Here is a 14085-nt window from a genome sequence, read left to right as displayed (position 1 = left end):
ATGGGACTTCTAGACAAACACAAGTTCATTGAAACCAACGCAACCTTGCTTTTGGTTGGGTCTTTGTTGGTGGTTAGTATCGGCGGCATCGTCGAAATCGCGCCTCTATTTTACCTAGAGAATACCATCGAGGACGTGGAAGGTATGCGGCCCTATTCGCCGCTCGAACTCACAGGGCGTGATGTCTATGTGCGTGAGGGCTGCTATGTCTGTCACTCACAAATGATCCGCCCGATGCGTGACGAAGTGGAACGCTACGGTCACTATTCATTGGCAGCAGAGTCGCAATATGATCACCCATTCCAGTGGGGCTCCAAGCGCACAGGGCCAGATTTGGCCCGTGTGGGGGGGCGCTATTCGGATGAGTGGCACGTCGATCACTTGAGTGACCCGCAATCTGTTGTGCCTGAATCTGTGATGCCAAAATACGGCTATCTGACCAAGGCAAAGATCGAAGGCGAATATATCGAAGATCTTCTAAAAACGCATAAACTTGTTGGCGTTCCTTATACGTCTGAAATGATCGAAGTGGCACAGGCCGATTTCAAGGCGCAAGCTGACCCTGACAGTGACTACGATGGATTGATTGAACGCTACCCCGGTGCACAAGTGCGTAATTTCGACAATGAGCCTGGCATTTCGGAAATGGATGCTTTGATCGCCTACATGCAAATGCTGGGAACTTTGGTTGATTTTTCAACCTTTACCCCAGACGCATCGCGTTAAGGAGGAACTGACATGAACTATCATATCTTCCGTGAAATAGCAGACAGTTGGGTGCTTTTGGCTATGTTTGCCTTTTTCGTCACTGCCATTCTTTGGGCGTTTCGCCCCGGCAGTAGCAAAAAGTACAAAGACATCGCCAACATTCCCTTCCGGCACGAAAATGCCCCCTCTGACAATGAGGAGTCTCAGTCATGAGCAACAAAGACAAGAATGAGGTCGAAACCACTGGCCACTCTTGGGATGGGATTGAAGAATATAACAATCCTTTGCCGCGGTGGTGGTTGTGGACTTTCTATTTGTGCATCGTTTGGGCTATCGGCTATTCTATTGCGTACCCAGCTTGGCCTTTGGTTAAGGGTGCAACGACTGGTTTGTTGGGCTACTCAACTCGCGCTGAAGTGGCGGCTGATATCCAAAGTTTTGATGATATGAATGCCGCTGTTGAGGCCGAGTTGGCTGCTGCAGACATCACACAAATCGAACCAAACTCACCGCTGTACGACTATGCGACAAATGCTGGCGCTGCGGTGTTTCGCGCGAATTGTTCGCAATGTCACGGGTCTGGTGCTGCTGGGAATGTGGGCTATCCAAACCTTTTGGACAATGACTGGCTTTGGGGCGGTTCTATCGATGAAATCGCCTATACCATCAAGCACGGTATCCGCAATGAAACTGACGACGCGCATTACTCTGAAATGCCACGGTTTGGTGCGGATGAGCTTTTAGAACCTGAACAAATAGATCAGGTCGTTGAGTTTGTGTTGCAGATATCAGGCTCTGAGTTTGACACCACTTTGTCCTCTCAAGGTGCTGTTGTGTTTGAAGAGAACTGTTCATCTTGCCATGCTGAAGACGGCACCGGAGATCGCGATCAAGGTGCGCCTAACTTGGCCGATGCTATCTGGCTTTATGGCGGGGATCGTGAGACCATCCATGAAACAGTCACCAACGCCCGTTTTGGTGTGATGCCTGCATGGGGCAAGCGTTTGAGCGAAGCTGAAGTCAACGCAGCCGCGATCTATGTCCACACGCGCGGTGGTGGGGAATAACCCTGCCTTTAACGCGCCTTAGATACGGGGCTGGGCGCATAAAGCGGCCAGCCTTTTTACGTTCTAGTTGCTTTTGATCGCGTATCTTTAAGCAAATGAAATATCGGGTGCGACATAACATGCACCAAGCGGATAACGTGGGCGTAAGCTTGATCCATATCAATGCTAGGACAGCGCGGCACGCGCATGACAGTGCAAACGCGAACAGTGCGAGAGGCGGCTCCAATGAGTTCTACTGACAATACACCCAAACTCTACAAAGCCCGCGAGCCCATTTTCCCGCGCCGCGTTTCAGGCGTGTTTCGCAACCTGAAATGGATTATCATGATCCTGACGTTGGGGGTGTATTATGTTTCGCCTTGGTTGCGTTTTGACCGTGGGCCAAAGTTGCCAGATCAAGCAATCTTAGTGGATATGGCCAATCGACGTTTTTTCTTTTTTTGGATCGAAATTTGGCCGCATGAATTCTATTTCATAGCTGGACTGTTGATCATGGCCGGCCTTGGGCTGTTTTTGTTTACATCCGCAGCGGGGCGCGTGTGGTGTGGCTATGCCTGTCCGCAAACCGTTTGGACGGATCTCTACATTCTGGTCGAGCGTTGGATAGAGGGCGACCGCAACGCGCGCTTGCGTCTACATCGCCAGAAGAAATTGGATTTGCGTAAAGTGCGCCTGCGCCTGACCAAATGGTTTGTTTGGCTATTAATCGGTCTGGCGACAGGCGGGGCTTGGGTGTTTTATTTTACTGATGCGCCAACATTGCTGGTTGATCTTGTCACTGGAAATGCCCATCCCGTTGCTTATGGCACGATGGCCGTTTTGACCGCGACCACGTTTTTCTTTGGCGGATTTGCGCGTGAACAGATCTGTATCTACGCTTGTCCATGGCCGCGTATCCAAGCGGCTATGATGGACGAAGATACGCTTGTGGTTGGGTATCGTCATTGGCGTGGAGAGCCACGCGGGAAGCTTCGCAAAGGGGAAATAGACCCCAATCAAGGCGATTGCATCGACTGTATGGCCTGCGTGAATGTGTGCCCTGTTGGTATCGATATTCGCGATGGGCAGCAGCTTGAATGCATCACTTGCGCCTTGTGCATCGATGCCTGTGACGAAGTGATGGATAAAATCGGTAAGCCTCGTGGTTTGATTGATTACATGGCGCTTAAGGACGAGCCCATGGAAATCGCTGGCCAGCCGCCTCGGCCGATTTGGAAACACATTTTGCGTCCACGGACTTTAATGTACACTGCATTGTGGTCTGCTGTTGGTTTTGGGTTGGTCTTTGCTTTGTTTATTCGTTCAGACATTGATATGACTGTCGCCCCCGTGCGCAACCCGACCTATGTGACGCTATCTGACGGATCAATCCGCAACATCTATGATGTGCGCCTGCGCAATAAACTGGGTGATGATAGGCCGTTCCAAATGTCTGTGAGCGGAAGTGATGCTTTGTCGGTTGAAATCGAAGGTGGGGCCGATCAAACTGTGATCGTGCCTGCGGATGGCACCAAATTGCAACGGGTCTATGTGGTTGCGCTGCCAAAATCAGTCCCCGCGACGTCTGACAGAACCCCCATCACCATGTGGGTGACTGATACAACAAACAATGAGCGCGCCTCTGTGGGCACAGTGTTCAACGGAAAGGGCAAATAAATGGTTCGCGAAATCACGGGTAAGCATGTTTTGATCGGCACAGTTTCGGCTTTTTCTGTCATCATTGGCGTTAACCTTTTCATGGCCTACAGCGCGGTTCGGACCTTTCCAGGGCTTGAGGTAAAAAACTCTTATGTCGCCTCGCAAAGCTTTAATGCAGATAAAGCATCGCAAGAAGCTTTGGGCTGGACTGTCGATGCTACGGATCGAAACGAAAAACTATATGTGACGATTCGTGGCAAAGATGGCATGCCTGTACAGGTGAAATCGATCGCTGGAACCTTGGGGCGCGCCACGAATGTGACACAGGATCAAACGCCTGAATTCGTTTTCGATGGCACGTCCTATGTGGCTGAGACGGGTGTCTTGGATGCGGGCAACTGGAATTATCGCATGGTGGCAGAAGCCATGGATGGCACGCCTTTCAAACAGCGCGTTGTTATCCATGTGAAGCGCTAGAAAGGCCGCGCGATGTCTGAAATTCAAATGTCTGCGTGTCCTGCATGCCTTGCTGCACCGGCGGCAAAGGATGTAGCTCATGCACACGATGTCAAAGATGCGAAAATCACGTTGTCGCTGCCAGCCATTCACTGCGCCGCTTGTATTTCTGGTGTGGAACGCGAACTTGCGCGCCAACCCGGTGTGCGAGCCGCACGCGTGAATTTAACACTTAAACGGGCTCAAGTTGATGCGGACCACACCACCAGCGCCACAATTTTGGCAGAGGCGCTCAATCGTGTGGGGTACGAGGCCTATGAACTGGATGCTGGCGCCTTGGCCGCGACGCAAACCGACCGCCAAGGACGTGCTATTTTAGCACGCCTTGCTGTTGCGGGTTTTGCTATGATGAATGTCATGTTGTTGTCCGTGGCCGTATGGTCCGGTGCATCTGATGCCACGCGCGATATGTTCCATTTGATATCTGCTGTCATTGCTCTGCCTGCGATAGCCTTTTCGGCGCAGCCCTTTTTTGCATCTGCTTGGGGTGCATTGCGTGGTCGGCGATTGAATATGGATGTGCCGATCTCACTGGCCATTGTGCTTGCCGCTGGCATGTCGATTTTTGAAACCTTTCATTCGGGCGCACACGCTTATTTTGACGCCGCTTTGTCTTTGACATTCTTTTTGCTGGCTGGGCGCTATTTGGACCATAGAACACGGTCCGTTGCCCGCTCTGCTGCAGAAGAACTCACCGCGCTTGAGGTGCCCCGCGCCACACTTGAAGATGGAAGTATCGTTCCCATTGGCGAACTGGCACGTGGTGCAATCGTAAGGGTTGTTCCCGGCGCGCGGGTGCCCGTGGATGGGGTTGTTGTTGAGGGCGGTTCTGAATTGGATCGCTCGCTTTTGACTGGTGAAACGCTGCCTGTAGCCGCATCACTTGGTACGCAGGTGAGCGCGGGTGAGGTCAATCTAACAGGCCCTCTTTTGGTTCAAGTGTCTGCCGCAGGCGAAGACAGCTCCCTGCACCGATTGGCTGATTTGGTCGCCATGGCGGAAACATCGCGCAATCGCTATACGTCATTGGCAGATCGTGCCGCGCGCATTTATGCGCCAGCTGTTCATTTGCTGGCTTTGATCGCATTTTTAGGCTGGTTCATCACTACGGGCGATATGCGTCATTCTTTGAATATTGCGGTCGCCGTTTTGATTATCACATGTCCTTGTGCGCTTGGATTGGCCGTGCCTGCTGTGACAACCGCTGCCTCAGGGCGGTTGTTTCGCGCAGGTATGTTGATCAAATCCTCAACTGCTTTGGAACGGCTGGCCGAGGTTGATACCGTTGTATTCGACAAGACCGGCACATTGACTGAGGGGCGACCTGAGCCGTCAAATTGGTCCGAAATTAGCCACGAAGCGCGCTCTGTTGTTATGGCGTTGGCTGCGGGGTCTGCCCATCCATTGTCAGCTGCTTTACATGCGATGGCGCGGGATACGGGCTGCGAGCCCGCAGGTGTTGTTGATGTCACTGAAGTGCCCGGACAGGGGATCGAGGCACAGTGGAATAGCCAGCGCGTGCGACTTGGTCGTGCTGCGTGGCTTGGCTGTGAAGCTTTACCGCAAACAGCTACTTATCTGCAGATTGGCAGTGCGGTCCCGATTGCATTTACTTTCGTCGATCAATTGCGCGCGGGGGCCGAGGTGGCTGTCGCTGCGTTGAAAGCGCAAGGCAAAGACGTTGTTTTACTTTCTGGCGATGCCCCCGCTGCCGTGGCTGATATTGCTGCAAGGGTAGGTATAAGCGTATGGGACGCGGAATGCCTGCCAATGGATAAAGCCGCACGGGTTGAAGCATTGTCGCGCAACGGGCGCAAAGTTTTGATGGTCGGCGATGGGTTGAATGATACCGCTGCTTTGGCGGCGGCACATGTGTCAATCTCGCCAGCATCTGCTTTGGAAGCCACACGTGTGGTGTCTGATATTGTCCTGTTGGGGCAGTCTTTGGCCCCGATTGGCGAGGCGACCAAGGTGGCCGTGTCTGCGACGCGCCGGATCAAAGAAAACTTTGCCATCGCTGCAGGCTATAACATGATCGCAATTCCAATTGCGCTGGCGGGTTTCGCGACACCACTTGCGGCGGCTTTGGCCATGTCTACATCGTCTATCACGGTGTCGCTCAATGCGTTGCGGTTGAGAGGTTTTAAATGAACGTTCTTGTCTTTTTGATCCCGATTTCGTTGTTCTTGGGCGGGCTGGGGCTTGGCGCGTTTTTTTGGTTTATCAAGTCGCAACAGTTTGATGATCCGCAAGGGGATGCAGAGCGTATTTTAACTACAGATTACGACGATCACCCACGTCCAGATTAATCCCTATTGTGCAGAACGCGCCCGCACTTGATCTGCCAAGTCACTGACACTTGGTCCGACGCTTTGCACAATAATACTGACGCCTTTCGCATTGGGGTGAATGCCATCCCCTTGAAAATAAGTGTTTAGAACCTCACTCATGGGACCGATTTCAGTGAGGGGCCGTAAAAAACTGTCGATCAAAAGCGTGTCATATTCTGCCGCTAGATCGGTGTAGATTGCGGTAAACTGGGATTTATAGTCAGTTCCATAATTTTCGGGCACATCAATGCCGATCAACAACACTGGCACGTTTTTCAAAGCGGCGATGTCCAAAATACCCGCAAGATTTGCGCGTGCAATTTCAGGCGCTGTGCCGCGCAATACATCATTGCCGCCAAGGGCGACGATCATCGCATCCACATCTGGTGTCAGGGTCCAATCTGCACGGCTCAGTCCGCCAGCTGTGGTGTCGCCTGACACGCCCGCGTTTATAAGGGTCACATCGCTTTGTGCAGCATCCAACCAATCTTGCAATTGCGCTGTGAACCCTTCTTCTTGCAGTAGCCCGTAGCCTTGCGTCAAACTGTCTCCAAGGGCCGCAATCGTCACCGTTTTTGCTAATGCGGCACTGGGGCCAGCTGTAATTAGGGAAACTGAAACTAAAAACGTAGATAACAGCTTGCTGCTTGGGGCAAAGGCCCCATATCGAGAAGAGAAGCAATTTAGGACGCGCTGCATGACCGACACTGTGATTTCCCTTAAAGACATTGGACTTTCATTAGATGGCAACGCTGGGCGTGTCGATATTTTGGGGGGGATCACACTTGATGTCGCGCGCGGCGAAACGGTTGGGCTGGTAGGGCCATCTGGATCGGGCAAATCGTCTCTCCTTATGTTACTTGGTGGGTTAGAGCAGGCCACCGCAGGATCTTTGTTTGTGCTCAATCACAACCTGACAGATATGAATGAAGATGCGCTTGCACGCTTTCGTAGAGATCATATGGGGATTGTGTTCCAATCCTTCCACCTTATTCCGACGATGACAGCACTTGAAAATGTCGCAACCCCATTAGAATTGGCCGGTCATGCGGATGCATTCGATCGCGCACGTGCCGAACTTGAGGCTGTGGGGCTTGGCGCGCGCTGTGATCATTTCCCGTCGCAGATGTCTGGTGGCGAACAACAGCGTGTGGCATTGGCCCGCGCTGCCGCGCCGCGCCCTGAGATTTTTCTCGCTGATGAACCGACAGGCAATTTGGATGGTGCAACAGGCGAGGCGATTATGGATTTGCTGATGGGGTTGCGCGACCGTCATGGGTCGACATTGGTTCTGGTGACCCACGCCCCTGAATTGGCGGCGCGTTGTGATCGAGTGATCCGATTGCGCGATGGTTCGCTTGATCTCACGACAGATGAGGTCTCTGCATGAGTGTTGCGATTGCGTGGAAAATCGCGCGCCGAGAATTGCGCGGAGGTTTGCGCGGCTTTCGTGTGCTCGTGGCCTGCTTGGCGCTTGGTGTCGCAGCGATTGCTGCGGTCACATCCGTGCGTGAAAGCATTTCAGCGGGGTTGGACCGTGAAGGTGCTGCGCTTTTGGGGGGCGATGCAGAGCTGGAATTCACGTACCGCTTTGCGTCAGATGCCGAGCGCGCTTGGCTTGAAGACAACAGTTTGGCTCTGTCGGAAATAGCGGACTTCCGGTCGATGATCACGCACGGTGACGAACGCGCTCTGACCCAAGTCAAATCGGTGGACGCGGCATATCCTTTGATTGGGTCTGTTGTTTTGTCGCCCGACATGCCGCTGTCTGCCGCGCTTAAAGGGCGTGATGGTGTTGCTGGGGCGGTGTTGGACCCGATGCTGATTGAGCGCCTTGGTCTTTCGCTTGGAGACGATATTCTTGTCGGAGGCCTACCGTTCATTGTTATGGCCGAACTGTCACGTGAGCCCGACAATGCGTCTGCAGGGTTCTCGCTTGGGCCGCGCTCTATTGTAAGTACCGCTGCGCTGAAGGGGTCAAACCTTTTGTCGCCGGGCACGCTGTTTGAAACGGCGTATCGGTTGAAATTGCCGAATGGGACCGATCTGGATGTTGCGAAAGACAATGCGACCAAAGCTTTGAGTGACGCCGCTTTTCGTTGGCGTGATGCTCGCAATGGGGCGCCAGGTGTGTCGCGATTTGTTGATCGTCTCGGGGCGTTCTTGGTCTTAGTTGGCCTTGCGGGTCTTGCCGTTGGCGGGGTTGGAGTTTCTGCGGCAGTCAGTGCCTATCTGGATCGTAAAACCACCATCATTGCCACGCTCAAAACGCTTGGTGCGGAGCGCGCGACGATCTTTATGGTTTACGCTTTTCAACTTGGCGTTTTGACATGTGCTGCCATCGTTATCGGTTTGGGGATCGGGGCTGCTGTGCCCATTCTTGTCGCGCCTTTTATCGAGGCGGCTTTGCCTGTTCCTGCGCAAATCGGCGTTTATCCTCAGTCGTTGATCGAAGCCACCATCTATGGTCTTTTGGCTGCAACTATTTTCGTGACGTGGCCTTTGGCGCGTACCGAAAAAATCCGTCCTGCTGCGCTCTACCGAAATGCACAATTGGGGCTGAGCGGTCTGCCGCGTTTGCCATATTTGATCACAATGATGGTATTGGTGGCGTTGTTGGTCGGCTGCGCGATTGTGTTCACTGGTTCGTTCGGGTTGGTCCTTTGGTCTTTTGCCGGCTTGGCGGCCGCCTTTGCTTTGCTTGTTCTATGTGCAGCGCTTTTGCGCCGTCTCGCGACTTGGATGGCCAAACGTCGCTTTGCCAAAGGTCGCCCGTCTTTAAGGTTGGCGCTGGGTTCTGTCGGTGGCCCAAGTGGCGAAACAATGTCTGTCGTGCTTTCATTGGGCCTTGGGTTGACTGTGCTGTCTGCCGTTGGTCAAATCGATACCAACTTGCGCGGCGCCATTTCAAATGAATTGCCCGCTGTTGCGCCGTCCTATTTCGTTGTGGATATCCAAAAAGACCAGATTGATGGCTTTACGACTGAACTTGCGGCCACCACAGGTGTACGAAAGTTCGAAACGGCTCCGATGTTGCGCGGCATTATAACGAAAATAAATGGTCAAGACGCCGCAACCGTCGCAGGAAATCACTGGGTGATCCGTGGGGATCGTGGCGTGACCTATTCCGCCACAAAACCCGAAAATGCGCGCATTACACAAGGCGCTTGGTGGCCCGAGACCTATGATGGTGATCCGCAAATTAGCTTTGCCGCAGAAGAAGCCGCCGAAATTGGGCTGTCTCTTGGAGATACGTTGACCCTTAATGTTCTTGGCCGCGATATCACAAGCCGGATCACATCTTTTCGCGAGGTTGATTTTTCTGGGGCAGGTATGGGGTTTGTTCTTTCAATGAATCCTGCGGCAATCCAAGGTGCGCCGCACACCTATATTGCGACGATTTATGCGGATGAAGATGCTGAAGCGCCGCTCATCAGATCGCTGTCAAAAGCCTATCCGAATATTACAACAATTCGTGTGCGGGACGCGATAGATCGTGTTGTGACTATTATGCAAAGCATCGCGGCTGCGACAACATTGGGGGCGCTTGCGACCTTGATCACGGGTGCTGTTGTTTTGATTGGGGCTGCTGCTGCAGGCGAAGAAAAGCGACGGTACGAGGCCGCTATTTTGAAAACATTGGGTGCCACGCGTTTGCGCATTCTTTGGAGTTTTGCTCTGCGATCGATTTATATGGGTGTGGCTGCTGGATGTGTTGCCATTTTCGCAGGCGGTGTTGGCGGGTGGGCGGTGACACATTTTGTGATGGACACCTCTTTCGCCTTTGACTGGCGCGCATCAATCATCATCGTACTTGGTGGCATTGGCGTTACACTGAGCACATCTTTGTGGTTTTCGTGGCGTGCCATGCTTGTTAGACCCGCTGGCGTACTGCGCTCAAAGGATTGATTTTTGATCAATTGCCTTAAGAACGCGGTCGCGACCTGCCAAGATAACTGTGTGCATCGCCGCTGCGGCCGCATCTGCATCTGCATTTGCGATTGCTCGGGTGATGTCACGGTGTGCGGCAACGGCTTTGAGGTGATGCATTTGATTGTTGGTTGGGCCAGATATTTGAAATGTATTTGCCAAGGCCGCTTCGATGATGTTGCCGATAGAAAGCATGAATGGATTGCCTGAGGCCTGCAAGAGAACCTGATGAAAATTCAAATCCGCTAAGGCAAATGCTTCATTGCTCGGTGCCAATTCCATATCGTTGCAATACTTTTGCAGTGTATCTAGATCATTTGGGGATATTCGTTGAGCTGCCAGTCGCGCAGCAAAAGGTTCCAACGATAGGCGTATGTCTGTGAGGTGAATGATGAATGTGCGATCAAACCCAGAGTCGAGATGCCATTCTAAAACATCTTTATCAAAAAAATTCCACTCACTTGGGTCCGTGACACGGGTGCCAACGCGGGCGCGCGCGAAAACCATTCCTTTTGCTGAAAGGGTTTTCATGGCCTCTCGCAGAACTGTGCGTGAGACGTTGAACCTTTGTTCAAGTTCGACATCTTTGGGCAAGATTTCCCCTGTTGCAAACGTGTGGTTTACAATGGCATGCCCAATTTCATTGACGACATGCGCGTGGTTGTTGCGGCGAGGTGTGCCGGAAATTGTTGATTTCAGAATACTCATAAACCATCGACCGTCATTGTGGGGCATCCATTTAGTGCGCGACTTTTCAAATATTAGCAATGTGTGCAGCGCGTAAACTTACGGCCTCAACGTGATATAGGCTTGGTTCCCATTGGGTCTGTAAGTTGGCATATTTGGTTTTAGATCGTAATGCGGGCGCACTTCGTGGTGCGCAAGGCTTGAGTGTCAAATCCTTCAGGCAGAGGCGCGGCGCAGGATTTTGAACCCAAGGTCAAAGATTGATTGTTTTGTATCTGGTCGTACCAAGCGTGCCAAAAGCGCCTCTGCGGCGACGCTACCTAACGCAAGACGATCAATGGCAACGGTGGTTAGGGCGGGCTCTAGGTCGCGTGCAAAGTCTTGATCGCCAAATCCCATGACTGCCATATCGCCGGGTACACAAAGACCACGAGCACGTGCTTCAATCAGTACGCCATGCGCCAAAAGGTCAGAGCTGCAAAAAACGGCTCCGCGTTGAAATCCAGTATCATCGATCAAGTGCGCCAGCGCACGTCGCCCTGCGCCGATGCTGGCGGGGCCGCCGGTATTGGAATTTAAAACCGCATTGCCACTTAGCTGTGTAAATGTCTCAGAAAAAGCGGACTGGCGACGCAGTGCGCGCTCATCATTGGCCGTGATGGTCGCGGCATTTTTATGGCCCTGTTCGTACAAAAAGTTTGCAACTGCGCGCCCTGCGTCGACATGGTTGAAGCCGACGCACATATCGATCGGGCTGTCTGTGATATCCCAAACTTCGACCACGGGAATATCTGCGCCTAAAAGAGATCGCCGTGCTTGTTGGCTGTGATGAATACCCGTCAAAAGCATCGCATCAGGGCGTCGCGACAGATGAGTGGCAATCAGATCTTGTTCCGATGTTGTATCAAAGCCGGTTTCTGACAGCAAAACCTGATACCCGTGACTGCGCAATTGGGCGGAAAATGTTGCGATGAAAGAGGCGTAGACAATATTGGTGAGTGATGGCACCAGAGCGGAAATCAAATGTGACCGCTTTGATGCCAAGGCTCCCGCAAGTGCATTGGGCACAAAACCTGTCGCTTCAATAGCGTCTCGAATACGTTGTAAAGTGTCTGGGGATACCTTTTCAGGATGGGATAGGGCGCGCGAGACAGTAACTTGTGACACGCCTGCCAGGCGGCCCACGGCAGCCATTGTCACTCGGCTCTTGCCGCTGTCGCGAAATGTTTCATTTGTCATTTGAACACAATCGGCTCTCATTGCGGGGCTGACAAGGTGTCTTTGTCATTTCGCTGCACGAAACGCTGCGGCGTGGCAGGAATGTGTTTCTGTAGCCAATTTTCATTTATATGCGTATTCATTAAATATACTTTAGACTACTAAATCCTTTAATTGTTTTGATATGGTGATATGTATGCGCATACATAAAGTAAAAACATGAAGGATACCTACCTTGGATCAAACGCGAAAAACGCCTGACACCTTGCGCAGTGCGCGTTGGTTTGCGCCTGATGATTTGCGCAGCTTTGGTCATAGGTCGCGTATGATGCAGTTGGGGTACTCTGAGGCCGACTATATGGGACGTCCGATGATCGGAATCCTCAATACGTGGTCAGAACTGAATGCGTGTCACAGCCATTTTCCCGAACGGGTCAAAGATGTGAAGCGCGGTATTCTTCAAGCTGGCGGATTCCCTGTCGAATTGCCAACGCTGTCTGTCGATGAGACATTTACCAAACCCACTTCAATGCTCTACCGCAATATGCTGGCTATGGAAGTTGAAGAAAACATCCACTCACATCCGCTAGATGGCGTGGTGTTGATGGGCGGCTGTGATAAGTCCACACCTGGATTGGTGATGGGGGCGATCACGGCGGGGCTGCCGATGATTTACCTGCCAGCTGGGCCGATGCTGCGCGGAAATTATGCGGGGCAGGTGCTTGGGTCAGGGTCCGATGCTTGGAAATACTGGGATGAACGCCGCGCAGGCAATATATCGGATGCGGAATGGACAGGCGTGCAGGGCGGTATCGCGCGATCCGCTGGGACGTGTATGACCATGGGCACGGCCTCGACCATGACAGCTATTGCGGATGCGATGGGTCTGACCATGCCTGGTGCATCATCGATTCCGGCGGCTGATTCTGGCCACCAACGTATGGGCGCAGATTGCGGTCGCCGTATCGTTGATATGGTGTGGGAAGATATGACGCCTGACGTGATCGTCACTGAGGCGTCTGTGCGAAATGCCGCTCTTGTGGCTATGGCAACGGGGTGCTCAACCAATGCGGTCGTGCATTTGATCGCAATGGCGCGCCGTGCAGGTGTGGCGTTGACGCTGGATGATCTCGATGCGTTGGGGCGTACGACGCCGTTGATCGCGAATGTCCGCCCTTCTGGTAAAGACTATTTGATGGAAGATTTCTTTTACGCTGGCGGGCTGCGCGCTTTGATGGCGCAAATGGCGAGCTTACTGGACACATCTTGTATGACGGTCACGGGCAAAACTGTGGGTGAAAACTTAAAAGACGCGGTTGTGTATAATGATGACGTGATCCGGCCTTTGTCCAATCCCGTCTATAAAGAAGGTTCACTTGCCGTGTTGCGCGGCAATCTTTGCCCTAATGGGGCTGTGATCAAGCCTGCGGCCTGTGATCCGATATATTACCAGCACCAAGGCCCTGCACTGGTCTTTGATAGCTATCCAGACATGAAAGCCGCCATCGAAGATGAAGATCTTGAGGTGACGCCAGACACCGTTCTGGTCTTGCGCAATGCCGGGCCTCAGGGTGGGCCAGGGATGCCTGAATGGGGAATGCTGCCGATACCCAAGGCGCTGATCAAACAAGGGTACCGCGATATGTTGCGTATTTCTGACGCGCGCATGTCGGGGACATCTTATGGGGCTTGCGTGCTGCATGTCGCACCTGAAAGCTATGTTGGAGGGCCGTTGGCATTGCTGAAAACAGGCGACATTGTACGATTGGATTTAGAAAATCGTCGCTTGGATATGTTGGTGGATGACTCTGAAATTACCCGTCGTCGAGCGGCCTGGGTCGCCCCTGAACCAAAATTTGAGCGTGGCTGGGGTTGGATGTATTCCAAGCATGTAGGTCAAGCAGATACGGGCTGCGATTTCGATTATCTGCAACGCGATTTTGGGGCGGCTGCTTCGGAACCTGATATTTTTTAAAACCCAAAGCCCTGTT

Annotated in this window: 13 protein-coding genes; 10 read left to right on the top strand and 3 right to left on the bottom strand. The window is 52.6% G+C overall.

Annotated elements, in window-relative coordinates:
- The 7 genes from ccoO to ccoS all read left to right on the top strand — a co-directional run bounded on the left by ccoO (window position 1) and on the right by ccoS (window position 6238).
- Window positions 1–726, top strand: a complete 726-nt coding sequence (gene ccoO, locus BM025_RS09545) for a cytochrome-c oxidase, cbb3-type subunit II (protein WP_085848291.1) — start codon at window positions 1–3, stop codon at window positions 724–726.
- Between the two features lie 12 nt (window positions 727–738).
- A complete protein-coding gene (locus BM025_RS09540) occupies window positions 739–921 on the top strand; it encodes a cbb3-type cytochrome oxidase subunit 3 (RefSeq protein ID WP_085848292.1) in 183 nt (60 codons plus the stop codon).
- Window positions 918–1775 (top strand): cytochrome-c oxidase, cbb3-type subunit III, encoded by an 858-nt coding sequence (gene ccoP, locus BM025_RS09535; protein WP_085848293.1) that lies wholly within the window; start codon window positions 918–920, stop codon window positions 1773–1775. Before BM025_RS09540 ends, ccoP begins: the two co-directional genes overlap by 4 nt.
- A gap of 225 nt (window positions 1776–2000) precedes the next feature.
- Window positions 2001–3431: a cytochrome c oxidase accessory protein CcoG gene (ccoG, locus tag BM025_RS09530; RefSeq protein WP_085848294.1), complete on the top strand. Its 1431-nt coding sequence runs from the start codon at window positions 2001–2003 to the stop codon at window positions 3429–3431.
- On the top strand, window positions 3432–3890 hold the full coding sequence (locus tag BM025_RS09525; RefSeq protein WP_085848295.1) for a FixH family protein: 459 nt from the start codon (window positions 3432–3434) through the stop codon (window positions 3888–3890).
- Window positions 3891–3902: 12 nt separating this feature from the next.
- Window positions 3903–6080: a heavy metal translocating P-type ATPase gene (locus BM025_RS09520; RefSeq protein ID WP_085848296.1), complete on the top strand. Its 2178-nt coding sequence runs from the start codon at window positions 3903–3905 to the stop codon at window positions 6078–6080.
- Window positions 6077–6238, top strand: coding sequence for a cbb3-type cytochrome oxidase assembly protein CcoS (ccoS, locus tag BM025_RS09515; RefSeq protein WP_085848297.1), 162 nt, complete (start codon window positions 6077–6079; stop codon window positions 6236–6238). Before BM025_RS09520 ends, ccoS begins: the two co-directional genes overlap by 4 nt.
- Window positions 6239–6241: 3 nt before the next feature.
- Here ccoS and BM025_RS09510 read toward each other — a convergent pair whose 3' ends face one another.
- Window positions 6242–6829, bottom strand: a complete 588-nt coding sequence (locus BM025_RS09510; RefSeq protein ID WP_306455980.1) for an arylesterase — start codon at window positions 6827–6829, stop codon at window positions 6242–6244.
- A 127-nt stretch (window positions 6830–6956) separates the two neighbouring features.
- On the opposite strand from BM025_RS09510, the gene BM025_RS09505 reads away from it, so the two are divergent.
- Both BM025_RS09505 and BM025_RS09500 read left to right on the top strand, forming a co-directional pair.
- Window positions 6957–7649, top strand: a complete 693-nt coding sequence (locus BM025_RS09505; protein ID WP_085848299.1) for an ABC transporter ATP-binding protein — start codon at window positions 6957–6959, stop codon at window positions 7647–7649.
- On the top strand, window positions 7646–10168 hold the full coding sequence (locus BM025_RS09500) for an ABC transporter permease (protein WP_085848300.1): 2523 nt from the start codon (window positions 7646–7648) through the stop codon (window positions 10166–10168). The genes BM025_RS09505 and BM025_RS09500 overlap by 4 nt, the downstream gene beginning before the upstream one ends.
- On the opposite strand, the gene BM025_RS09495 is transcribed toward BM025_RS09500, so the two are convergent.
- Both BM025_RS09495 and BM025_RS09490 read right to left on the bottom strand, forming a co-directional pair.
- Window positions 10157–10897: a FadR/GntR family transcriptional regulator gene (locus BM025_RS09495; protein ID WP_085848301.1), complete on the bottom strand. Its 741-nt coding sequence runs from the start codon at window positions 10895–10897 to the stop codon at window positions 10157–10159. The two genes, BM025_RS09500 and BM025_RS09495, sit on opposite strands and share 12 nt — an antisense overlap.
- Before the next feature lie 195 nt (window positions 10898–11092).
- On the bottom strand, window positions 11093–12115 hold the full coding sequence (locus tag BM025_RS09490; RefSeq protein WP_244515582.1) for a LacI family DNA-binding transcriptional regulator: 1023 nt from the start codon (window positions 12113–12115) through the stop codon (window positions 11093–11095).
- 214 nt (window positions 12116–12329) lie between these two features.
- Here BM025_RS09490 and araD point away from each other — a divergent pair, with 214 nt between their 5' ends.
- On the top strand, window positions 12330–14069 hold the full coding sequence (gene araD, locus BM025_RS09485; RefSeq protein WP_085848302.1) for an L-arabinonate dehydratase: 1740 nt from the start codon (window positions 12330–12332) through the stop codon (window positions 14067–14069).
- Window positions 14070–14085: the final 16 nt, after the last annotated feature.

The organism is Pacificibacter marinus, from assembly GCF_900109555.1.
Lineage (GTDB): Bacteria > Pseudomonadota > Alphaproteobacteria > Rhodobacterales > Rhodobacteraceae > Celeribacter > Celeribacter marinus_C.
Note: the sequence above shows the minus strand (reverse complement) of the source record. Positions and strands in the feature narration are given on the sequence as shown.